Origin of the sequence: Enterococcus sp. 7E2_DIV0204 (assembly GCF_002140855.1) — a bacterium.
In the GTDB taxonomy this organism is placed as follows: Bacteria; Bacillota; Bacilli; order Lactobacillales; family Enterococcaceae; genus Enterococcus_L; species Enterococcus_L lemimoniae.
The window spans coordinates 639,150-661,173 of record NZ_NGKY01000001.1 but is presented as its reverse complement, the minus strand read 5'-3'; the positions used below and the strand labels follow the sequence as shown (position 1 = coordinate 661,173).

23 protein-coding genes and 1 other annotated feature are annotated in these 22,024 nt (G+C 37.4%); of the genes, 14 read left to right on the top strand and 9 right to left on the bottom strand.

Annotated features, from left to right (window positions below; translation table 11 throughout):
* Positions 1-175: 175 nt before the first annotated feature.
* The 3 genes from A5819_RS03200 (at position 176) to A5819_RS20055 (ending at position 2,547) form a co-directional block, all read left to right on the top strand.
* Positions 176-1,351, top strand: a complete 1,176-nt coding sequence (locus A5819_RS03200) for an RtcB family protein (RefSeq protein WP_086281400.1) — start codon at positions 176-178, stop codon at positions 1,349-1,351.
* 123 nt (positions 1,352-1,474) lie between these two features.
* Positions 1,475-2,194, top strand: a complete 720-nt coding sequence (locus A5819_RS03195; protein WP_254907293.1) for a VOC family protein — start codon at positions 1,475-1,477, stop codon at positions 2,192-2,194.
* Positions 2,195-2,277: 83 nt separating this feature from the next.
* Positions 2,278-2,547: an NUDIX domain-containing protein gene (locus A5819_RS20055; RefSeq protein WP_086279790.1), complete on the top strand. Its 270-nt coding sequence runs from the start codon at positions 2,278-2,280 to the stop codon at positions 2,545-2,547.
* A 68-nt stretch (positions 2,548-2,615) separates the two neighbouring features.
* On the opposite strand, the gene fni is transcribed toward A5819_RS20055, so the two are convergent.
* From fni to A5819_RS03150, 8 genes are all read right to left on the bottom strand, one after another.
* On the bottom strand, positions 2,616-3,662 hold the full coding sequence (fni, locus tag A5819_RS03185) for a type 2 isopentenyl-diphosphate Delta-isomerase (protein WP_086279793.1): 1,047 nt from the start codon (positions 3,660-3,662) through the stop codon (positions 2,616-2,618).
* Positions 3,646-4,743, bottom strand: a complete 1,098-nt coding sequence (locus A5819_RS03180) for a phosphomevalonate kinase (RefSeq protein ID WP_086279794.1) — start codon at positions 4,741-4,743, stop codon at positions 3,646-3,648. The genes fni and A5819_RS03180 overlap by 17 nt, the downstream gene beginning before the upstream one ends.
* Positions 4,740-5,738, bottom strand: a complete 999-nt coding sequence (mvaD, locus tag A5819_RS03175; RefSeq protein ID WP_086279797.1) for a diphosphomevalonate decarboxylase — start codon at positions 5,736-5,738, stop codon at positions 4,740-4,742. Before mvaD ends, A5819_RS03180 begins: the two co-directional genes overlap by 4 nt.
* Entirely contained in the window at positions 5,738-6,682 is a 945-nt protein-coding gene (gene mvk / locus A5819_RS03170) for a mevalonate kinase (RefSeq protein WP_086279800.1), read from the bottom strand. Before mvk ends, mvaD begins: the two co-directional genes overlap by 1 nt.
* Positions 6,683-6,699: 17 nt before the next feature.
* A complete protein-coding gene (locus A5819_RS03165; protein ID WP_086279803.1) occupies positions 6,700-8,058 on the bottom strand; it encodes a tripartite tricarboxylate transporter permease in 1,359 nt (452 codons plus the stop codon).
* Positions 8,058-8,285: a hypothetical protein gene (locus tag A5819_RS03160; protein ID WP_086279805.1), complete on the bottom strand. Its 228-nt coding sequence runs from the start codon at positions 8,283-8,285 to the stop codon at positions 8,058-8,060. Before A5819_RS03160 ends, A5819_RS03165 begins: the two co-directional genes overlap by 1 nt.
* Before the next feature lie 191 nt (positions 8,286-8,476).
* Positions 8,477-9,112 (bottom strand): pentapeptide repeat-containing protein, encoded by a 636-nt coding sequence (locus A5819_RS03155; protein WP_086279808.1) that lies wholly within the window; start codon positions 9,110-9,112, stop codon positions 8,477-8,479.
* A 40-nt stretch (positions 9,113-9,152) separates the two neighbouring features.
* Positions 9,153-10,211, bottom strand: coding sequence for an FUSC family protein (locus A5819_RS03150; RefSeq protein ID WP_086279811.1), 1,059 nt, complete (start codon positions 10,209-10,211; stop codon positions 9,153-9,155).
* A 577-nt stretch (positions 10,212-10,788) separates the two neighbouring features.
* Between A5819_RS03150 and A5819_RS03145 the strand changes: the two genes are divergently transcribed.
* Positions 10,789-12,465, top strand: coding sequence for a peptide ABC transporter substrate-binding protein (locus A5819_RS03145; RefSeq protein ID WP_086279814.1), 1,677 nt, complete (start codon positions 10,789-10,791; stop codon positions 12,463-12,465).
* Positions 12,466-12,543: 78 nt separating this feature from the next.
* On the opposite strand, the gene A5819_RS03140 is transcribed toward A5819_RS03145, so the two are convergent.
* Positions 12,544-12,891: a DUF3899 domain-containing protein gene (locus A5819_RS03140; protein WP_086279817.1), complete on the bottom strand. Its 348-nt coding sequence runs from the start codon at positions 12,889-12,891 to the stop codon at positions 12,544-12,546.
* An 81-nt stretch (positions 12,892-12,972) separates the two neighbouring features.
* Here A5819_RS03140 and opp1B point away from each other — a divergent pair, with 81 nt between their 5' ends.
* The 10 genes from opp1B to rplT all read left to right on the top strand — a co-directional run bounded on the left by opp1B (position 12,973) and on the right by rplT (position 21,919).
* Entirely contained in the window at positions 12,973-13,914 is a 942-nt protein-coding gene (opp1B, locus tag A5819_RS03135) for an oligopeptide ABC transporter permease Opp1B (RefSeq protein WP_069646331.1), read from the top strand.
* Positions 13,914-14,966 carry an oligopeptide ABC transporter permease gene (gene opp3C / locus A5819_RS03130; protein WP_010762690.1) on the top strand — a complete coding sequence of 351 codons (1,053 nt, stop codon included), beginning with the start codon at positions 13,914-13,916 and terminating at the stop codon, positions 14,964-14,966. Before opp1B ends, opp3C begins: the two co-directional genes overlap by 1 nt.
* A 5-nt stretch (positions 14,967-14,971) precedes the next feature.
* Positions 14,972-16,033 carry an oligopeptide ABC transporter ATP-binding protein Opp1D gene (gene opp1D / locus A5819_RS03125; RefSeq protein WP_086279820.1) on the top strand — a complete coding sequence of 354 codons (1,062 nt, stop codon included), beginning with the start codon at positions 14,972-14,974 and terminating at the stop codon, positions 16,031-16,033.
* Complete coding sequence (locus tag A5819_RS03120) at positions 16,033-16,992, top strand: ABC transporter ATP-binding protein (RefSeq protein WP_010771136.1); 960 nt, start codon at positions 16,033-16,035, stop codon at positions 16,990-16,992. The genes opp1D and A5819_RS03120 overlap by 1 nt, the downstream gene beginning before the upstream one ends.
* A gap of 242 nt (positions 16,993-17,234) precedes the next feature.
* Entirely contained in the window at positions 17,235-18,356 is a 1,122-nt protein-coding gene (locus A5819_RS03115) for an RNA-guided endonuclease TnpB family protein (RefSeq protein ID WP_086279823.1), read from the top strand.
* Positions 18,357-18,619: 263 nt separating this feature from the next.
* Positions 18,620-19,405: a Cof-type HAD-IIB family hydrolase gene (locus tag A5819_RS03110; protein WP_086279826.1), complete on the top strand. Its 786-nt coding sequence runs from the start codon at positions 18,620-18,622 to the stop codon at positions 19,403-19,405.
* Between the two features lie 14 nt (positions 19,406-19,419).
* The gene (locus tag A5819_RS03105) at positions 19,420-20,220 is read left to right on the top strand and encodes a Cof-type HAD-IIB family hydrolase (RefSeq protein WP_086279828.1); all 801 of its coding nucleotides are present in this window, start codon (positions 19,420-19,422) and stop codon (positions 20,218-20,220) included.
* Between the two features lie 108 nt (positions 20,221-20,328).
* Positions 20,329-20,461 (top strand) — a sequence feature (ribosomal protein L20 leader region).
* 68 nt (positions 20,462-20,529) lie between these two features.
* Entirely contained in the window at positions 20,530-21,051 is a 522-nt protein-coding gene (gene infC, locus A5819_RS03100) for a translation initiation factor IF-3 (RefSeq protein ID WP_010763961.1), read from the top strand.
* Between the two features lie 110 nt (positions 21,052-21,161).
* Entirely contained in the window at positions 21,162-21,362 is a 201-nt protein-coding gene (gene rpmI / locus A5819_RS03095) for a 50S ribosomal protein L35 (protein WP_010762697.1), read from the top strand.
* Positions 21,363-21,559: 197 nt separating this feature from the next.
* On the top strand, positions 21,560-21,919 hold the full coding sequence (rplT, locus tag A5819_RS03090; RefSeq protein ID WP_086279831.1) for a 50S ribosomal protein L20: 360 nt from the start codon (positions 21,560-21,562) through the stop codon (positions 21,917-21,919).
* Positions 21,920-22,024 lie beyond the last annotated feature (105 nt).

The window sequence follows — 22,024 nt, the reverse complement described above, 5'->3', positions numbered from 1 at the left end:
ATTTAAGTTAAGTTCTTAGATAGATAACCGTCAATCATTTTTTGATTGGCGGTTTTTTGCTGAAATTTTATGGAGGTGAATCCAATGAGTGGAAGAAAAGGAAACAAACAAAGCGGCTAAGGAATGCGGCCGACATTTTGCATTCCAGACAATAAAAAGAGAACGAGGAATCAGAATGTTAACAATTAAAGGGAAATATAACGAAGCACAAGTATTCACAGACATGTTAGATGATAATACGATCGGACAAATTATGTCTTTATGTAATCAAGAATTTGCTAAAGAAAGTCAAATCAGAATCATGCCGGATACTCATAGCGGCTCAGGGTGTGTGATTGGCACAACGATGACGATCAAAGACAAAGTAGTTCCTAATTTAGTTGGAGTTGATATCGGCTGTGGCTTGCATGTTGTGAAATTAAACAAATCGATTAAAACAAATTTTGATAAATTAGATCGAATCATTCGTACCAGAATCCCTAGTGGTTCTAAGTCACATGATAAAAAACAACATGAGTTTGAACTAGGAAATATCCATGCGCCGATCCACAAAGGTTGGGCTTTAAGAAGTTTAGGGACACTTGGTGGTGGCAATCATTTTATTGAAGTGAACGAAGGAACAGATGGTTTATATTTAGTGATCCATAGCGGCAGTCGTGTTTTAGGCAAAGAAATCGCTGAATATCATCAAGAAGTAGCCTATCAAAAGTTATCACAACAAAGAAAAGCTTTAAAAATAGCTGCAACTCACGCGAAACAAAAGGGTGATACTGAAAGAGCTCATGAACTACAATTAGCACGAGAATCAGTAAAAATGCCCTATGAGCTATCGTATGTAACCGCAGATGATTTAACGAACTACCTAGAAGATATGAAAATTGCGCAAGCATATGCCGCTATGAACCGTAAAATCATGGCTGAAACAATTCTTAAAGGCATGAAATGGAAAAAAGCTGTCATAGAATCGTTTGATTGTCCTCATAACTATATTGATTTAGAAAACAACCTTCTGAGAAAAGGGGCTGTCTCTGCCAAGCTTGGTGAAAAAATCATCGTACCCTTGAATATGAAAGATGGTAGTATTTTAGCGACAGGCATTGGCAATCAAGATTGGAATCAATCAGGTCCTCATGGCGCAGGAAGACTATTGAGTCGCTCACAAGCCAAGGCAAAAATCAGCTTAGAAAGTTATCAGCATGCTATGAAACATGTCTGGACGACCTCTGTTTCAAAGAAAACGATCGATGAAGCACCCAAAGCGTATAAGCCAAAGAAACAACTAATGGAAGACGTCAAAGAAACAATGATTATTCAAGAAGTGATTCGACCACTGTATAATTTCAAAGGGTGACAAAAAAGACAAGAATATTTTTAAAACAGCTAAAGCTTCTATTATAATAAAAGACAGAACAGATCTAGTTGAAAAGACCGCGAAAATCAGTTTTATCAAGAAAGGATGATCCAAGATGTCTAAATTTCTCCATGTTTATGGTTTGATGGAAAAGTTGAAGAAGCTGCTGAATTTTATGTCAATGCGTTTGAAGAGAGTAACATCGATAAAGTCGATTACTATGTGGATAGTGAACATCAACCCAAAGGTTCTGTTTTAACTGTGACGACAACCTTAGCAGGGCAAGAAGTTATTATATTAAATGGGGGGCCTGAATTTAGCCTAACACCAGCAATTTCGTTCTTTGTAGAATGTGAGACAGAAGCACAAATCGACAAGCTATGGGAAACATTAAGTCATAATGGGGAAGTATTGATGGAATTTGGGGAATACCCGTTCAGCAAGAAATATGGTTGGCTGAAAGATCAATATGGTGTTTCATGGCAGTTAGTTTTAGCGGAAACGCCACAATCGATCACACCTAGTTTTTTATTTGTGGGAGCACAATTTGGCAAAGCAGAAGAGGCAATGCATCAATGGATCGAAATCTTTGGTGATGGTCAGGTTGAGTATGTCCAAAAAAATCCTGATGGTACTGTCGCACAAGCGTTATTTACAATGCATGGACAACCATTTAGGGTGATGGATAGCGGAGAAGCACATGATTTTACCTTTACAATGGGGACGTCATTTTATGTCTATTGTAAAGATCAGGCAGAAATCGATCAGCTATGGGAGGCTGTTACTGCCAAAGGCAAAGAATGGCCGTGTGGTTGGATGGAAGATGAGTATGGTGTGTGTTGACAAACCGTTACAACAGATATGGACACGCTATTTGATAATTCAGATCCTGAAAGAGCCTATCGGGTAATGATGGTGAAGCTCCAATTGAAGCTTTAAAAAGAGAGGCGCTTGAAGAAATAGGTTTTAATTTAAGTATAGGTGAATTTATTGGAAAAGCTGAAAAACATTGGGTTTCTCCACAGTATCCTGATTTATCGCAACATAATATCGGTTATTTTTATGCTTGTACGCTTGCTAAAAAGGTTGCAGAGCCATTAGAAACAGAACCGATGCGTTGGGTGTCTCTAGAAACAATAGAGAAAAAGTTATTTCATGAACACCATTTATACATGTTAAAGAAAACGTTATATTGAATCAAGTTAGAAATAATTAAAGTGAGTGGGACATGACTCTTTAAGTCATATCTCACTCACTTTTTCGTTTATTTACTCCTCTTAGCAAACGGCTGATAAGCAATTCCACGACTTTCACACCAATGAATGATCTCACCAGAAAAAATAATATCTGTCGTTGTAAGGTCACTCGTACTCTTTTTCCCAAGCAAGGTATACAACATTTTAAGTTCTTCTTCCCATTGCTGAACAAGTGCGATGGTGTCATCAACACCATTTTTCATTAATTGGTTTAAAATCGTTCCCGCAATGCCTACGCTTTTAGCACCAAGACTAAGAGCTTTAACAATATCTAATGATTGTCTCACTCCACCTGAAGCCAAAATAGTCAAGTCTCGTTGCCAATTGATCGATTCTAACAAGGAAAGGACGGTTGATTGGCCCCAGTCAGTTAAAAAGCCTAACTCTCGTTTTTTACGACGGGCATTTTCGATTTGGGTAAAACTAGTACCACCTTGACCACTGACATCAACAGCTTTTACGCCACGCAAGACTAATTGCTCAATCGTTTCACTACTCATACCAAAACCAACTTCTTTCACGATTACAGGTACGGATAGGTTTGAGACAATATCTTCAATAGTATCCAACCAACCATGGAAATTACGATCGCCTTCTGGCATGACTAGCTCTTGTGGAACATTCACGTGGATTTGCAATCCATCCGCCTGAAAAAGATCGACTGCTCTTTTCGCTTCATCTAAAGAAAGCCCAGCTCCAATATTGGCCCAGATCGCACCAGTAGGATTTTCCTTACGCATGATTTGATAAGTATCAGCTAAACCAGGATTTTTTAAAGCTGCGTTGACTGAACCTGTCGCAACCATGACACCAGTTTCTCTAGCGATAATGCCTAATTGCTGGTTGATATCTTTTGCCCGTTCACTACCACCAGTCATGGCATTGATGTAAAACGGTTGTTTAAAGGTAAAATCAAAAAAGGTTGTTGAAATATCAACTTCGTCCAGCGCTATTTCTGAAAATGAATGATGAATGAATTTAATTTGATCGAAGTCATTCATTTTCTCTTTATGAAAAGCTTTTGCCAAAGAAATATGTTCATCTTTTCGATTCATTTTTTTCCTGCTTTCCGTAAAAATATACATGTAGTGGTAAAGGAGTGATCCCTTCTTTTTCCCATGAGCTCATCAACGGCAAAATGCCAGATTTTTGTTTGAAAATCACAATACCACAGTCACCACCGCCAGCACCAGATGATTTTGCAGCCCCGCCGCAAGTCTGAGCTAAGTTACATAATTTTTTAAGAGCGGGCGTTTCGATCGTAACACCTGTGAGCGATGTTAGTTGTTGCAGTAACTGTCGGTTTTTCCGAATTTGGGTTTGGATCAATGAAATATTTTCAGAGTCGAAACCTGTAATCATTGTCTCAACACACGTTTTACTGTCATCTAGAAATTTCTGATACGCATTTTTTTGAACTTCCTTTGATTGATTGACTTGATCTACTAAGTCAGAAGTAGAAGCCGGACTGCCGGTCCAACCAATCAGAAGACGTAATTTTTTGGGAACGGTCAAAGGTTTGATCATTAATTTAGGCCATGTTGCTTGAAGCAGAGCCGTCAGTGTTTGTTTTTGAGCTTGATCGTTGACCCATTGATGATCAAAAGTTGAAAAGGCGATCCAGCCACCGTAACAACTTGCAGCGATATCACCACAGGAACCATTTCCTTGGACTTCTAAATGTGCTAATGCAGAAAGTTTGAATATTTCTGCTTCAGATAGATCTAAATCATAGAACAGGCTTAATGATTTGACAGTTGCGACGGTCACAGCACCGCTTGAACCTAATCCGTATTTTCGACCATTTGAATTATCTAATTCACTGGTAACTTTTAAATGGTAAAAAGCAAGTTCTTTTTGTTGTTCTTGTGCATATTTTTCAGTTAAACGAATCGCCGCTAGTACATAATGAAAAGGATTTTCTCGAATATCAAGAACGAGTTCATTATTTCGTCTGGTCCAGCGTACAGGCAATGAACTGTATTGCGCTGATTGAATACTACCAACATTTTCAGCAGATTCAAGAGTGACTGTTACGAATTGATCTACTGCCACGATGATCGCTGGATGCCCAGGTTCAACAACTGCATATTCACCAGCAATAAATAACTTACCAGGTGTGGAAACTTCTATCATAATTCTTCCGACCTTTCTAGAGGGAGCAAAGTGATTTTTGGTCCTGCATGAGCCGTAATCAGTTGTTGCTCTGAAAAATGTTCTGCTAAAATATTCTTTAATGCAGCCAGATTTTTTTTCTCAACTAAAATTTTAACGTTTGGACCAGCGTCCATGGTAAAGTAGCAAGGTAGACCTTGTTCTCGTGCTGTGCGTACTAATTGCATGACGTTTAAACTTTCAGGCGACCAGTAGGTAAATGGTGGTACTGCTCCAAGGGTTGTACCATGCATACGCAATCCGTTCGCTTCAGTAACTGCACCAAGTTTATTAAAATCTTTTGCGGCGATTGCTTGTTTGGCAGTTGTTAAGTCTGCTTCAATTGTTTCTAGCCAACCAGAATAAAAACTTGATGTTTCAACAGTTCGTCTCATACCATCGCGACTAGAAATATCTTTGATACCATCATCAACTAACACAAAAAGCATCGCTAAATCATTTTCCCAACCATCTGCAGGGATTGCTTGAGCAAAAGAGGTTTGATCAGAGTCCCCTTTTTGCCATTCAGCAAATCCACCAAAAATACTGCGACAAGCTGAACCTGAACCACGGCGGGCCAATCGGGACAACTCTGTTTCATTTAATTGTAGATTTAAAGCTTCGCTACAGGCGCCGGCCAAAGCCGCTAACCCGCTAGCTGAAGAGGCTAAGCCAGCGGCTGTAGGGACAAAATTTTGACTTTCAACTTTAGCAAATAAAGCTAATTTATACTGCTCGCGGACGAGGTCTAAGAATTTTGACACTTTAGCTGTTTGCTTAGGATTTTGTAATTTGTCATTTAAGAAAAATGTATCTTTTGTCAATGTTTCATCAAAAATCACCGTAGTTTCTGTATAAAAAGCATCAAGGGTCAAAGAAAGACTGTTATTCATTGGTAAAATCAATTGTTCATTTTTTTTGCCCCAATATTTGATCAAGGCGATGTTTGTATAGGCTCGTGCTTTTCCAGCATACATTAATTGTTCACTCCTAATGATTGAATCCAGGTCGCTACTGCACCGGTGTTTTTTAAAGCAGCGGCGATTTTTTCCGCTTGTTCTTTCGATTCAGCTAAAGAAATCATACAACCGCCACGGCCGCCTCCTGTTAGTTTGGCACCAATTGCACCATTTTCACGAGCTGTTGTAACTAATCGGTCTAATTGCTCATTACTGACAGTTAATGCTTTAAGTTGCTCTTGTGCTTGGTTCATACTATTTCCTAAAGCTAAAACATTATCTGCCAAAATGACTTGTTTGGCAAGTCTAGTCAAACGGCCTAGCTCAGTAATATGTTGTGCGATTTTAGCTTTATCCTGCTCAAAAAGTTTCGCAACATCGCTGACGGCAGCTCTGGTCTGGCCTTTGATACCTGTATCAGCAACAATTAAAAAAGCATTGGAAACATTCATTGGAAATGATTCTAAGGGCTGTCCTTTTATGAAAAATAGGGAGTCATTCCCACTAGTTGCTGCAGCATCAATGCCACTGGGATTTCCATGAGCTATTTTTTCAGCCCGGTTCACTAAAGGCAACAATACCTCTTTGGTGCATGTTACATCAAAGTAATCAAATAAAGCACGGACGATCGAAACCGCTGCTGCCGCACTGGAACCCATACCACGCTCGGCTGGAATCGTACTAGTAATTGTGATTTTTAACGTTGTATTTTCTTGGTGAAGAGCAATCAGTGTTTGGTTGACTGCTTCTTTGATACTTTTTAATGGTGACGGAACATCTGCAAGATTTCCTGAAAAGTAAAGGCAATCTAATGTCATGGCAGTACTAGGCTCAACTGTTGTTGCTATAAACGTTTCTTGAAAAGGAAACGCAATAGCTGGTTCTCCGTAAACAACAGAATGTTCCCCCATCAGGATAATTTTTCCAGATGCTTGTCCGTGTCCTATTTTTTCTTTATACATAGTAATAAACAGTCCTTCTATTTAAATATCAGATGTGTCGTGATCCAAGGTGCGGCGTAAAGAATCATGAATTGAACGCCATAATTTACGCCCATCTCATTAAGAGTACCACAAACGATTCCTACGAGCAAAACACCAAAAATATTGATCAAACCAGCGTCCATATAAGCTAACAATAAAATAAACCCAATAAATAATCCCAAAATGGCTTCATGGGGAATCTTTTTCAAAACGAATATTGTCATCTGGCGAGCATATTTCATCGCAATGAAGTACGTAATGGCAGAAGCCAAGATTCCGGCAAAAAGAATAGCAAAAATAAATTCCCAGCGACTTAATAGATGATGGAGATTATGTTCTAGCGTAAAAACAGGTGGTGCATTGAATAAGGCGTTGGCAGGGCCGACTGCTACTGGTGATAAGGGAATGCCTAAAGCAATCAGTGGAATGATTACGCCTGAAAGATAAGTCGCATGAGATAAGGCGCTCATAGAAGTAATTGCCATACTTGCTTTTTTGACAGGATCTTTTTCTTTATTTGCAACTGCCTCACCAAATAGAATCGTCAAACCGACTGGGCTTAAAAAGAAGAGAAAGTTTGAAAGCAATGACACGACAATACTTGTCCCAGCTTCTTTTTTAGTAATTGTTTGAAAAGTGTGCCGTGAAGCTTGTTTTCCATCTGTTTTGTTCAACTTGATTTTACTTATTTCATGTCGCGGTAAGGCATCTCGATTTTGTTTATTTAACAATCCTAATAAAGAAACGAGTAAAGGACCGATCGTGATTCCTAAAAAGAAAGAGACCGTCACATTTTTTTCTTGAGGAACAGCCCCGATTCCCCAATATAGATAACGTAGCCCCTGAAACAATAATCCGAGTGGGATAATACTTAGCAAAGCGAGTAATTTATTTTTTCCAATCAATGATAAAAAAATTGCTCCGAAAACAAATAATAATGGGGCATATGCTTTCACAGAATCTGAAAAAGGCGCCAAAATATTTGCTAAAAGCAAACTTACAGGTATAGCAACGGCAGTTCCGATAACAGAACCTGTTGCCATTTTTTTAATACTAGTTGTTGCTAGTCCCCGTTCTTTAAGGTATAAAGCATGCTCGATCATCGGTGTTGACATCACGCCACCAGGTAAACCAACTAATGCAGTTGGAATAGCATTCATTAAATTTAAGGTAATGATCGCAGCTATGAAAAACGTTAAAACGATGATCGGCTGTACACCTGCTAAAACAATAGCTAGTGTGACAGGCATCAAAACAGAAGTTTCATCCGTTCCTGGGACAAAACCGATAAATGTATATAAAACGACAGCTCCGATCACGGCTAGCAGCATTTGAAAGAGTAGTCCAACATCCATTAGTCGTCGTCCTCCATGATCACAATTCGTTTTGGTTTAATTAAAAAGGTACTAATAATGAAACCCAAAACAGCTCCACCTAGCCCAAAAAAAAGTTGTTTCGTTGTATCATGTGCAGGGGCAAGAAAAAAACTCCCCATCGTTGTGCCACCGCAAATAGCTATCGCTATAATCAAATCTTTTAAATCAACTAGGTCACCCCAAAGCTCGATCAGCTTCTTGTTCATTTATAATCCCCCCAATGGACTGTTTGAGAATCGTTCTCAAGCTATACTAGTGTACCAAAAAAGTATATGAAGTAAAATGTTTAGATTCTATTTCATAAGAAAATTAACATCTTATTAATAATCTGCACAAGAAAAAGAGAACAACCGAGACTGCGATAAGCACTGTTTCGATGGTTCCCATTTTCTATCCTCTATTCATCAATGATTAATCCCAAGCCGGCTGCAATTGTAATGGCCTGTTCTTGAGTTACTTTCAATCCTTTTAGTAATTCTTGAGAGAAAGCAATTTTTTCAAAAGTACTCTTTGTTAAATCAAGATCAGCCAATTTTGTATGGAACCAATTACTTCCAGTCAAGGAACAGCTATCAAACAAAAGGTGATTCCACGTTACTTCAACAAATTCTGTATCATTTAAGCTTGTACGCTTGAATTGAACCACTTTTTGATTTGTAGCGCTAAAGGAAGAATAGTCAGCCAAGCAGTCTTCAAAAAGACAATCACGCAAATAGCTTTCTGCAAAATTCGTACCTGTCAGTTTGCATTGTCGAAAATGAACCTGATGAAAACTAGCGCCGATCCATTCGGTGTTAGAAAGGTCGCAATGATCGAAAATCACATTACTACATTCAAAACGTTCCAAGTGATTTCGATTCATCGTGATTTTTTCAAATTGACACTCTCTAAAAACTAAATTACGTACATCTTGATAACTAAGATCTTGTTCTTTTAATATCAATCCTTCAATAATGACTTCATCATCTAATGAAATGAAATCAGTTTCAGTTAACTGAGGCAATAAAGGGGCAACGGGTTTATTGAGTTTCATGACTAAAACCTCCAAATTTTATATGATAGATTGAGTGTCATTATTCTGTTTCTTTATCTAAGTTTTCATTTAATTGATAAGCACGATTATAGAACTTTAAGCAAGTCGTCAGTACAAAAGCGCCTAAAAGTCCTAAAAGACTTCCTAAAACAATCCCAATCAAACGATAATTCAGCAAGCTAACTAAATATTGATGACGGGCTAAATTTGCCAATAATAAAGCCATAGGTGTTGTAAAAAAGTTTGCAATCGTATAATTTCGTTTAATGAAAAATTCTACAGTCAAAAAGAAAAAGCAAATTAGAAAAATGGTTTCTAATGAAGTAAATGAAATGCTTAATAGAAGAGCCGCAATCAATAAACCGATCATAGTACCCAAAATCCGCTGAATATTACGATGCATCACAGCACGTAAGTTATCACCTTGTAAAACTGCAGCACAGGAAACAATCATCCAATATGCATTCGTTAGATGCAATGACTGGCTGATATAAGTTGCCAAAAATAAAATAGCAGCATAATGTAGAGCATCAAGTAGGGCAGCGGGATCAGTATAGAGTCGTTCCTGCAAAGAAATTTTATTTTGTGGTACAGGGGTTTCACCTTCAATAAAGTATAAGATAAACGCAACTACAAGAGAGGTCAAAACACCTAGTAAAACATAACTCATCATAGTAGGAACTCTATCTAAAGGAATCTTAGTACCACTTCCCATAGCCGTTACCATGACAATAAAAAAAGCCCCTGGCTTAGCGATCCTATATAGCCTAAAAATGATCCGGGCACTAAAGCTGACCAAAGCAATGGCAATTGGAATGACCCAAGGAATATGGGTACTAAGAACGCCCACAAGATTTCCAAAAAGTAAAAAACCACCAACAGAACTTAAAAGGGTCAATAACTCCTTTAATGGAAGAGTTTGATAATAAAGGAACGTAAAAATCCCTAATGAACCAAAACTACCAATCAATAAATTATTGGAAAAATAACCAATGAATAAGGGGACAGCCATACAAATACCTGCGCCAATCAGGCGAAAAGGTGCTTTTTGTGGTTTATGAAATGTAGTTAATTCTTTGAAAAAAGATGAATGGTGCATCTGATCACTCCTTTTTAATAATATGAAAAATAGCACTCAAATTACTTGATGCTAAGCTGTAAAAATAAATCAACATTGTCTGTGATTATCAAAATACATTCCCTCTATTACTAATCTAACATATTTATTTATAAGAAGACAATCGCTTTTTCTTTAATTCAGCTATACGGGCCAGTCTCTCGGAAAAAAGATAAAATCTCAATAAGGTAAAAAGCACCTCGTTGGGATTTTCCTATTTTTCAGTCGAGACTAAACAGCCCACTTAGCTTTTTCCCTAATCCAGCTATACGGGCTAGTTTTCGAAAAAAAGAGAAAACTTGAATGTAACCAAAAACATGGCTCTCATATTTTCCTGTTTTTTAAACGGGGCTGAAACAGCTCATTCAGCCTTCAATAGCCTTTTCTAAGAAATTGCTTCTAATGTAGACATAATTTAATGATGGATGTATTAAAAAAAAATAAGATTATTCTTGATTTTTTAATTTAAAAATTGTAAACTATACCTCAGAACAATAAATAATTATTAAATTCTGATTTTTCAGAAAATAATCAAGGTCTTATTAGGGAGGAAAAAAGAATGAAGTTAAAAAAATCATTTGCTTTTGGATTCATCACTTTATTTAGTTTAACACTCGCAGCGTGTGGTAATGGCGGTGGAAATACAGACGATTCAGGCAGCTCAAAAGAGGCTGATGGCAAAGCGAGCGGAGAGCAAATTTTCCGTATCAACGAACAACAAGAAATGCCAAGTGCGGATCCCTCGTTAGCGACTGATGAAGTTAGTTTTACAGCACTGAATAATGTTTATGAAGGAATCTACCGTTTAGATGCTAAAAATAAACCACAACCAGCTGGTGCTGCTGAAAAAGCAGAGATGAGTGAAGATGGTCTTGTTTACAAAATCAAGTTAAACGAAGACGCTAAATGGTCTGATGGAAAACCTGTAAAAGCAGAAGACTATGTTTATGGATGGCAACGCACGGTTGATCCAGCAACAGCTTCAGAATACGCATCCCTATATAGTGCCGTTAAAAATGGCCAAGAAATCATGGATGGCAAAAAAGATAAATCAGAATTAGGAATCAAAGCAGTCGGTGATTATGAGTTAGAAGTGACCTTACAACAAGTAACACCATTTATGGATTATTTATTCGCATTCCCATCATTCTTCCCGCAAAGACAAGATGTTGTGGAAAAATATGGTGCTAAATTTGCTGCTAATAGTGAAAATGCCGTTTATAATGGACCATTTACTTTAGCTGATTTTGATGGACCAGGAACAGATACAGAATGGTCTCTTAAAAAGAATAAAGAATACTGGGATAATAAGACAGTCAAATTAGACGAAGTTAAAGTAAGTGTAGTGAAAGAAGCTCCTACATCATTGAATCTTTTCCAAGATGGTCAAGTGGATGAAGTTGTATTGAGTGGAGAATTAGCACAACAAATGGCGAGTGATCCAGAATTCGTTATCGAAAAAGAAGCATCAACTCAATACATGGAATTAAATCAACGTGAAGATAACTCACCATTTAAAAATGAAAATTTAAGAAAAGCAATTTCATATTCAATCGATCGTAAATCATTAGTTGAGTCAATCTTAGGAGATGGTTCAGTAGAACCAAAAGGACTTGTTCCAGCAGATATGTCAACAAGCCCTAAAGGAGATAAAGATTTTGCTGATGAAGCAGGCGATGAAATTGCTCACGACGAGAAAAAAGCCAAAGAATACTGGGAAAAAGCGAAAAAAGAATTGGGTATCACTAAATTGGATATGGACATCCTATCGTCCGATACAGACTCTTCTAAGAAAACAGTAGAGTACTTGCAAGGAGCTATCCAAGATACTTTAGATGGCGTAAAAGTGACTGTTAGTCCGGTACCATTTGCTGTTCGTTTAGATCGTTCAAACAAAGGAGACTTTACGACTGTAATAGGTGGTTGGGGAGCAGATTATGCTGATCCAAGTAGCTTCTTGAATCTGTTTGAAACAGGAAATTCTTATAACCGTGGTCACTATAGTAGTCCTGAATATGACAAAAATGTTAAAGCAGCAGCGACAACCAATGCGAATGATCCTGAAAAACGTTGGGATAATATGATCGATGCTGAAAAAGTTATTATGGATGATATGGGTGTCGTTCCACTTTACCAAAGAGCACAAGCTCGTATGCGTTCTGAAAAAGTTAAAGGAATTGCATTCCACCCAGCTGGACCAAAATTTGATTACAAATGGGCGTATATCTCAGAATAATCAAAATGGATAGTCAATAGCAAAAAGGACCTTTGCCCTCTTTGAATAAAAAGGCAACGGTCCTCTTGCTATCTGTGCTCATAAAAAGTAAAATAATAAAGAAACAATAGAGACAATCAGTAACATACCACCAGTTTCAAGCCAGTAAAGCTGATGTGCTTTGCCGATTTCAGAAAATGGAATGAATTCTTTCGGTTCATTTTTCTTTTTAAAACGAAAATGCATTTTCATAAAACGTTGGAAATTATCAAAAAATCCTGAGGACATAATCCATAAGGCCAAACCGATAATCAGAAAGAACAATGAAACAATGAAGAAGGTATCAGATACGGAACGGATAGTCAGCGATTGATTTATCAATAGGTAAGTGAAAATGCCGATGCTTGAGACCGCTGAGGTGATTAAAGGCCATTTAAAGTTTTTCATGTGCTCATCCTTACTTAATTTTCTATCCTTACTTTATCGAAAAAAGCTGATGAAGTCAAAATAATCTCGGAGGTGTCATTCTTGAACAGTTTTGGAAAATATTTTCTTAAACGGGTCTTCTTTATGATCATCACATTGTGGTTGATCGCAACGATTACGTTTTTCTTAATGCAATTATTACCAGGTACTCCTTATACCAACCAAGAAAAGCTTAGTCCAGAAACAATCGCTATGTTGAATAAGCAGTCTGGGTTAGATAAACCAGTCATCGTTCAATATGGAATTTACTTAAAGAACCTTCTAGTTGGTGACTTTGGTATTTCGTTCCAATTTAAAAACCAACCTGTAGCAAAACTTTTAGCAGGTCGTATTGGACCATCCGTCCAATTAGGTGCGCAAGCTATTGTCTTTGGTACGCTAGTCGGTATTCTACTAGGAATCATTGCAGCAATGCGCCAAAATACATGGGTTGATACCTTAGCTACGTTGATGGCAATCTTAGGACGTTCCATTCCTAACTTCGTCTTTGCGGTATTGTTGCAGTATATTTTTGCCATGAAATTAAAAGTATTACCAATCGCAATGTGGAATGGTTTTGCTTATACGATTTTACCGACGATTGCGTTGGCAATGAGCCCGATGGCTGATTCCGCCAGGTTTATTCGAACGGAAATGGTTGAAGTTTTACATAGTGACTATGTAGAGTTAGCCCGTGCTAAAGGTTTGAGCCGTTGGCAAGTAGCCGTGAGACATGGACTTAGAAACAGTTTGATTCCGTTGATTACCTTACTGGGACCATTGGCTGTTGGCTTGATGACAGGATCTTTAGTTGTTGAAAATATTTTCGCTATCCCAGGTATTGGGGAACAGTTCGTAAAATCAATCATGACCAATGACTATCCAACAATCATGGCTGTAACGATTTTATATTCTGCTTTATTAGTATTTGTAATCTTAATCGTTGATTTACTTTATGGATTGATTGATCCAAGAATTCGTGTTTCAGGAGGTGCCAAAGGTTAATGGAAACAGTTGACTTAAACAATGTCCCAGAAAAAATCAAAAACATACCTGCAAATGACTTCCAGCCTTTGGATACATCAACAACCAAGGAACGTGAACGAATTGCAACGCCGTCACTAAGCTTTTTACAAGATTCTTGGCGTCGTTTGAAAAAGAATAAAGCTGCTGTAATTTCGTTGATTTTACTCGGAATCATCATCTTTATTTCAATTATAACAATTTGGGTTTCACCTCATGACCCAACCCAACAAAATGTAGCATACATCAACTTACCACCGCGTATTCCGTTTTTAGATAGTATCAATGGATTTAACGGAACAGCAAATGTTGCAGGTAAGATGGTAGACAAATACGCTCAAGCGAATGTTCCGGATAACGTCAACTTTTACCTTGGAACCGATGGTTTAGGTCGTGACGTATTGAGTCGTTTATTTATGGGAACTCGTATCTCATTATTGATTGCATTTATCGCAGCATTACTTGATATTACGATCGGTGTAACATACGGTTTGATCTCAGGATTGTTAGGTGGACGTGTCGATACAGTAATGCAACGTATCTTGGAAGTTCTTTCAGGAATTCCTAACCTTGTTGTGATGATTTTGATGCTGACTGTTTTTGATCCAGGTATTTTGTCAATCGTATTAGCGATGGTGATTACCAACTGGATTTCAATGGCCAGAATCGTTCGGGCTCAAACCTTGAAATTAAAAGATCAAGAATTTGTTTTGGCTGCCCAAACATTAGGAGAATCTCGTTTGAAAATCGCTGTTAAACATATTTTACCGAATATTTCCAGCGTAATTATTGTTCAAATGATGTTCAGTATCCCGTCAGCAATTTTCTTCGAAGCGTTTCTAAGTTTCATCGGTTTAGGATTAAGACCGCCGACCGCTTCACTTGGAACATTATTAAATGAAGGGTATAAAACGTTCCGTTTCCTTCCATATTTGATGTGGATTCCTGCCGTAACCTTGTCAGTCGTAATGATTTGTTTCAACTTGTTAGCTGACGGACTACGTGATGCCTTCGATCCTAAGATGAAAGAGTAGAGTGAATGACTATGGAAAAAGTATTAGAAGTAAAAGACTTACAGATTTCTTTTGATACGTTTGCTGGAAAAGTAAATGCTATTCGTGGTGTGAGCTTTGAATTGTTCAAAGGGGAAACTCTTGCAATCGTAGGAGAATCTGGTAGTGGTAAATCAGTGACTACTAGAAGTATCATGCGATTATTGAGCAGTAATGCAAACATCGATAATGGAGAAATTCTGTTTAAAGGTGAAGATATCGTACACAAAACGGAAAAACAAATGCAAACCATTCGTGGGAAAGAAATTGCGATGATTTTCCAAGACCCAATGACATCATTGGATCCAACAATGCCGATCGGCAAGCAAGTAGCTGAATCGTTGATCAAACACAATAAAGTATCGAAAAAAGAAGGTCTTGATCAAGCATTAGAATTATTGAAATTAGTGGGAATTCCAAATGCTGAAAAACGTTTGAAAAATTACCCACATCAATTTTCAGGTGGACAACGTCAACGGATCGTGATCGCGATTGCATTGATTTGTTACCCAGAAGTTCTAATTGCGGATGAACCGACTACAGCTTTGGATGTAACGATTCAAGCTCAAATTTTAGAATTATTAAAAGACTTACAACAAAAAATCAGTACATCCATCATCTTTATCACTCATGATTTAGGGGTTGTTGCAAATGTTGCTGATCGTGTAGCAGTTATGTATGGCGGGCGTTTAGTAGAAGTGGGAACATCAGAAGAAATCTTCTATAATCCACAACATCCATATACGTGGGGGCTACTTGGATCAATGCCAACAATGGAAGGAACCGAAGATAAGCTATATGCGATTCCTGGTTCACCTCCTGATTTGTTAGATCCACCAAAAGGGGATGCTTTCTACCCTCGTAACGAGTTTGCAATGAAGATCGATGCAGAAGAAGCACCACCTTATTTTGAAGTATCACCAACTCATAAAGCTGCAACGTGGTTATTAGCACCACAAGCACCAAAAATCACCCCTCCAGCTGAAATTGCAAGACGTTGGGCGATTTACGCTGAACGTCATAATACGACTGCAGGAGGCGTTAAATAATGAGTGAAAAAAGAAAAGTACTTTTAGATGTTAAAGGATTAAAACAATATTTTAACGTTGGTCGTCCTGACGAAGTAAGAGCGGTTGATGATATTAGTTTTCATATCTATGAAGGAGAAACTTTCGGATTAGTTGGCGAGTCTGGTAGTGGTAAATCAACGACTGGCCGTAGCGTGATCCGTTTATACGATCCTACTGATGGTGAAATCATTTTTGATGGAGATGATATCAGTAAAATTCGTTCAAAATCAGCAATGCAAGCATTTCGTCGTGAAGTGCAAATGATCTTCCAAGATCCATATGCTTCGTTGAATCCTAGAATGAAAGTCAATGATATTATCGCTGAAGGAATCGACATCAATCATTTAGCGAAAGATGCAGCTGAACGCGAATCAAAAGTCAACGAATTATTAAAAGTTGTTGGTCTTGACCCGAGTCATGGTACACGTTATCCACATGAGTTTTCAGGTGGACAACGTCAACGTATCGGGATTGCCAGAGCATTGGCTGTTGATCCACGCTTTATCATTTGTGATGAGCCAATTTCAGCATTGGACGTTTCAATCCAAGCGCAAGTAGTTAATTTATTGCAAGACTTGCAAAAAGATGCTGGTCTGACTTACTTGTTTATTGCCCATGATTTATCAATGGTTAAACATATTAGTGACCGTATCGGTGTGATGCATAGCGGAAGGTTATTGGAAATGGGTTCAAGTGATGATGTGTATAATTTTGGTGTACATCCGTATACAGAAAGTTTATTATCCGCTATCCCACTACCTGATCCAGATTATGAACGGACGCGTAAACGGATCGTCTATAAGCCGCAACCAGAAGACAATAAAGAACGTAAACTAAGAGAAATCACACCTGAGCATTATGTGTATTGTTCAGAAGATGAAGTTGACGTTTATCGCAAGAAAATTGAAGAGAAAAAAGCCCAAGCGAATCACGAGTAGTTTGGCAAACTAAATACTAGCTAAGAAAATCAATCTGTTTTTCTTAGCTAGCATTTTTAAAAGGTCAGATGAATGAACAAGTTTTCATTGTGACGTAATCATTTTGAACTAGCTTCGTGAGACAGCTCTCTCGGCAAGTAGATAAATATAGTGAAAGATAGAAACCATCTTTAAATATATTCCCTAACTTGCTCAAGAGCTAGACGTCTCATTCAGCTTTTTATTGGTAGGGTGGGATTTTAATGAAGGTGTTAAAAGCGTATAAATATAGGCTTTACCCTACTTCAATACAGGAAGAATTTATTAAAAAAACTTTTTCTTGTGTAAGGCTTGTGCATAATCTTTTGTTGCAGGAACGGATTCAGTTATATAAGCAGCTGAAGGAAAATCCTGATTTAAAAGTTAAGTTGCCAACACCTGCTCAATATAAAAAAGAGTATCCTTGTTTAAAGGAAGTGGATAGTTTAGCTTTATCGAACGCACAAGTTTATTTGGATCGAGCATTTAAAAAATTTCATAGAGAAAAGTCTATTGGTTTTCCTAAGTTGAAACAGAAGAAAGATTCCGTTTCCTCTTATACGACGAACAATCAAAATGGTACAGTAAAAATTATTGATGAAAAATATTTGAAAGTACCTAAGTTAAAATCGTTAGTGAAAATGAAAATGCATCGTCCGGTAATAGGGAAAATAAAGTCAGTAACGATTTCTTTGACTCCTAGTAATAAGTATTTTGCTTCAATTTTGTGTGAAGAGGAAATTCCAACGATCGAGAAGACGTATTCGGCGGTTGGCATAACCTTAGGTGCTTCTGAATTTGCGGTATTATCAAACGGTAGACGTATCGACAATGATAAATTTACGAAAGAATTTGAGCAGCGAATCACTAGAGAGGAACGAAAACTGACACGGCGTAAAGAAATTGCAAAAGCAAAAGGAACTGATCTTTCGCAACAAAAAAATTATCAGAAACAAAAGCTGAAAGTAGCAAAAATGCGGGAGAAGTTGATGAATCAGCGAATCGATTTTCTTAATAAGATTACGACAGAAATTGTTCGAAAGTATGATTTGATTTGCATAGAAGATATTCATCAAGCTGATTTTTATAGAAATAGTAAGCTGCATCGTGGTATCTCAGATGTTTCTTGGGCTTTATTTGTCTCAAAGCTTGAATATAAAGCTACATGGTATAACAAAAGAGTAATCAAGGTTTTAGCTTGCGGAAAATGTTCTGAACATTCAGAAAATAGGGTGAGTCAAATTTTTACTCAAGATATCAATGAGCAAAAAGGACTGCAAGATCCTGAGACCGCTGCTAGTATCAACGTATTGATCCAAGGATTGAAAAAAACAACAGGCAATTAACAAGTAAAGAACTGTAGGGACTACAGGGATAGCCTAGGGCATATAAGATAGATATAGCGTTTAGTCGATCATTTGTCTTTTTCTAGGAAATTTCTAGTTAATAGAAATAGTTCACTAATTATTAGTTAATGAAAAATAAAAAGTTGAACTTTATTCTTCTTATTTAGCCAGTCAATGGTTTGGATAAGATGAATAAAGTTTTTTGATGTGTTCTTCAAAAATATAGTACACTAATAGTGAATAGAAGTGAAAAGGAGGGAAACATGAAGGATTATCAAGCACTTGTTTTCTTTGATCTAGATGGAACGCTACTAGATAAAGAGTCACAAATATCCAAAGAGAATCACGAAGCCATTTTGGAACTAAAGAAAAAGAATAGTTTACCAATTATTGCTAGTGGACGATCGCCAAAGGAAATCAAGCAAATCATAGAAGGGACTCCAATTGATTCTTATGTAAGTTTAAATGGTCAATTTAATGTTGCGGAAAATCAGGTTGTCTCAAAACACGTATTTTCACTAACGCTGATTCAAGAATTGATGGCGCTTACGGAGGAGATGGGACATTCTTTGGCTTGTTATACCGAAGCGGAATATGCGGCTTGTTACTCAGATAATAGTATGAAAAAATTATATCATTTGGATAATGCACCAATGCCGCAAATTTCAACTGATTTTCATAAGACCCATGAGATTTATATGATGTATCTTTTTTCAGAACAACCAGAAAAGGATGCGTTGTACCGAGAAGCTTTTGCTGAACGTTTAACTTTTTTTAGAGATAGCCCTTATTCAATGGCAGTTGTCTTAAAAGGTCAGTCGAAAAAGGCTGGGATTTATCAAGTAATCGAAAGCTTAAAGTTAAGCCATGTGCCAACGTATGCATTTGGTGATGGTGAAAACGACTTAGGGATGTTTGAAGCCGTGCAAACAGCAATTGCAATGGATAACGCTTCGACATATGTAAAGAGCCAAGCAGATTTTATCACAAAATCTCATGTGGATAATGGGATTCAATTTGGATTAACTCATTTTGGATTACTAGACTGAAGGGAAGTAAAAAAATGACAGTAAAAATGATTGCAGTAGACATGGATGGAACATTTTTGAACAGTCAACAAGATTACGATCGCGAAACGTTTAATCAGTTGTACCGACAAATGAAGCAGCAAGACATCCGTTTTGTTATCGCTAGCGGGAACCAATACTACCAGCTTAAATCTTTCTTTCCAGAAATTGCTGAGGAATTGTCATTTGTAGCAGAAAATGGCGCTTATGTGGTTAGTGAAGGGAAAGAAATATTCACAGGTGAAATTGATCCGAATGTGATCCAAGAAGTATTAACTATTTTAGCTGGTTTTAAAGAAGGTCATACCATTCTTTGCGGTAAAAATAGTGCCTATGTTGCGGCATCTGAACCAGATACTTTTGTTGAACATGGTAGAAAATATTATCATCGACTGAAAAAAGTGGCAAATTTAACTGAAGTTAGAGAAGATACCTTGTTTAAGTTTGCTTTGAGTTTCCCTGTTGAACAAGTAGGCGCGGTGCTAGAACAGTTGCATCTAGCTTTAGGAGATAAAGTTATCCCTGTTTCTAGTGGTCATGGGGATGTTGATTTGATTATCCCTGGAATTCACAAAGCCCATGGATTATTACAACTTCAAGAATTATGGGGCATAAAAAATCATGAAATAGCTGCTTTTGGAGATAGTGGGAATGATTTGGAAATGTTAAAACATGCGCATTATAGTTATGCGATGAGTAATGGTCAGCCAAAAGTAAAAGTAGCAGCCAAAGAAATTATTTTATCGAATGATGAAAATGGTGTACTCATAAAAATAGCTGAACTAATTGAAAACTAAAAAAAATAAATAGAGTTGAAGCAGAAATGATGAGCTCGGCACTTCTGCTTTAACTTTAAAAAAGGTATTGACAAAAAACAATAAATAGCATATACTATTAAAGTTGAGAAATGAAAGCAGAAGCACCCGCTTCTCGCCTTAGTTGACAGTGTCACTGGGCTGGATATTGGATTCTATATATCGATTGATATGAGTCTGAAAATCGCGGGATCTGTATACAGAGCCTGTTTTTTATTGTGTTTTCACAATAGCACAGACTTTGATAAAAAGAGTTTCAGCATTGATTTTCTCTAAAAAACTTGGAGGTGAATGACCATAGCAAAGGATATGATGGTGAACGACGGCATTCGTGCACGCGAGTTACGTTTGATCGGACAAGACGGTGAACAATTAGGTGTGAAAACAAAAGTGGAAGCATTACAAATCGCTGAAACGGCCAACTTGGACTTAGTTCTAGTAGCACCTACTGCAAAACCCCCTGTTGCGCGAATCATGGATTACGGTAAATTCCGTTTTGAAACGCAAAAGAAAGAGCGTGAAGCTCGTAAGAAACAAAAAGTGATCAACGTTAAAGAAGTTCGTTTAAGTCCAACAATTGACGTAAATGACTTTAATACAAAACTTCGTAATGCGCGTAAATTCTTAGAAAAAGGCGACAAAGTGAAAGCTTCGATCCGTTTCAAAGGCCGTGCCATTACCCACAAAGAAATTGGTCAGAAAGTTCTTGATCGCTTAGCTGAAGAAACTGCAGATATCGCTACAGTGGAACAAAAAGCGAAAATGGACGGACGCAGCATGTTTCTAACGCTGGCACCGAAGAATGAAAATTAAGCTAACAAGCTGATAACTAGTGAAACAAATTTTTTAGGATGCTTGTTCAACTTTTTCAACTAATTTAGTTGAACTGTATGCGAAATGAAAATGTAGGAGGAAAATTAGTCATGCCAAAACAAAAAACACACCGCGGATCAGCAAAACGTTTCAAACGTACTGGTAACGGCGGGTTAAAAAGATTCCGTGCGTTTACAAGTCACCGTTTCCACGGTAAAACAAAAAAACAACGTCGTCAATTGCGTAAAGCAGGAATGGTCTCATCAGGCGATTTCAAACGTATTCGTCAACAATTAGCAAGAATGAAGTAAAAAGCTGAATGAGCTTGATTAGCATTGACTGAAAAATAGGAAAATAGGAGGGTGGAGCTTTATACCACAATCAGATTTTATCTTTTTTCCGAAAAGCTAGCTCATGAAGGTAGCTTGAGAACGCTGAAAAAATTCTTGTCACAACTTAGCAATTAAAATAACTCAAAGAGACAACAGATATTTAGGAGGAATTAACCATGGCACGTGTTAAAGGTGGCGTAGTAGCCCGTAAACGTCGTAAAAAGATTCTTAAGTTAGCGAAAGGCTATTATGGATCAAAACATACATTATTTAAAACAGCACAAGAACAAGTAATGAAATCATACAGTTATGCATACAGAGATCGTCGTCAAAAGAAACGTGATTTCCGTAAATTATGGATTGCACGTATCAACGCAGCAGCTCGTATGAATGGCTTGAGCTATTCTAAATTGATGCACGGTTTGAAATTGGCAGAGATTGATATCAATCGCAAAATGTTAGCAGAATTAGCAGTGAACGATGCAGCAGCATTTACAGCATTAGCTGACCAAGCTAAAGGTGCTTTAGCTAAATAATTAAAACAATTACCTAATAATGTTTATCCCTACTCATTTGAGTAGGGATTTTTTTATGATTCCATTCTTTAACCCCAAGATACTCTATCCTTTCACATACTCTAA

Bases quoted from the DNA above. Each gene is read 5' to 3' on its own strand.
- A5819_RS03200 (WP_086281400.1), top strand. From the start codon at position 176: ATGTTAACAATTAAAGGGAAATATAACGAAGCACAAGTATTCACAGAC.
- fni (WP_086279793.1), bottom strand. From the start codon at position 3,662: ATGAATCGAAAAGATGAACATATTTCTTTGGCAAAAGCTTTTCATAAA.
- A5819_RS03180 (WP_086279794.1), bottom strand. From the start codon at position 4,743: ATGATAGAAGTTTCCACACCTGGTAAGTTATTTATTGCTGGTGAATAT.
- mvaD (WP_086279797.1), bottom strand. From the start codon at position 5,738: ATGTATGCTGGAAAAGCACGAGCCTATACAAACATCGCCTTGATCAAA.
- mvk (WP_086279800.1), bottom strand. From the start codon at position 6,682: ATGTATAAAGAAAAAATAGGACACGGACAAGCATCTGGAAAAATTATC.
- A5819_RS03165 (WP_086279803.1), bottom strand. From the start codon at position 8,058: ATGGATGTTGGACTACTCTTTCAAATGCTGCTAGCCGTGATCGGAGCT.
- A5819_RS03160 (WP_086279805.1), bottom strand. From the start codon at position 8,285: ATGAACAAGAAGCTGATCGAGCTTTGGGGTGACCTAGTTGATTTAAAA.
- A5819_RS03155 (WP_086279808.1), bottom strand. From the start codon at position 9,112: ATGAAACTCAATAAACCCGTTGCCCCTTTATTGCCTCAGTTAACTGAA.
- A5819_RS03150 (WP_086279811.1), bottom strand. From the start codon at position 10,211: ATGCACCATTCATCTTTTTTCAAAGAATTAACTACATTTCATAAACCA.
- A5819_RS03145 (WP_086279814.1), top strand. From the start codon at position 10,789: ATGAAGTTAAAAAAATCATTTGCTTTTGGATTCATCACTTTATTTAGT.
- A5819_RS03140 (WP_086279817.1), bottom strand. From the start codon at position 12,891: ATGAAAAACTTTAAATGGCCTTTAATCACCTCAGCGGTCTCAAGCATC.
- opp3C (WP_010762690.1), top strand. From the start codon at position 13,914: ATGGAAACAGTTGACTTAAACAATGTCCCAGAAAAAATCAAAAACATA.
- opp1D (WP_086279820.1), top strand. From the start codon at position 14,972: ATGACTATGGAAAAAGTATTAGAAGTAAAAGACTTACAGATTTCTTTT.
- A5819_RS03120 (WP_010771136.1), top strand. From the start codon at position 16,033: ATGAGTGAAAAAAGAAAAGTACTTTTAGATGTTAAAGGATTAAAACAA.
- A5819_RS03115 (WP_086279823.1), top strand. From the start codon at position 17,235: ATGAAGGTGTTAAAAGCGTATAAATATAGGCTTTACCCTACTTCAATA.
- A5819_RS03110 (WP_086279826.1), top strand. From the start codon at position 18,620: ATGAAGGATTATCAAGCACTTGTTTTCTTTGATCTAGATGGAACGCTA.
- A5819_RS03105 (WP_086279828.1), top strand. From the start codon at position 19,420: ATGACAGTAAAAATGATTGCAGTAGACATGGATGGAACATTTTTGAAC.
- infC (WP_010763961.1), top strand. From the start codon at position 20,530: ATGACCATAGCAAAGGATATGATGGTGAACGACGGCATTCGTGCACGC.
- rpmI (WP_010762697.1), top strand. From the start codon at position 21,162: ATGCCAAAACAAAAAACACACCGCGGATCAGCAAAACGTTTCAAACGT.
- rplT (WP_086279831.1), top strand. From the start codon at position 21,560: ATGGCACGTGTTAAAGGTGGCGTAGTAGCCCGTAAACGTCGTAAAAAG.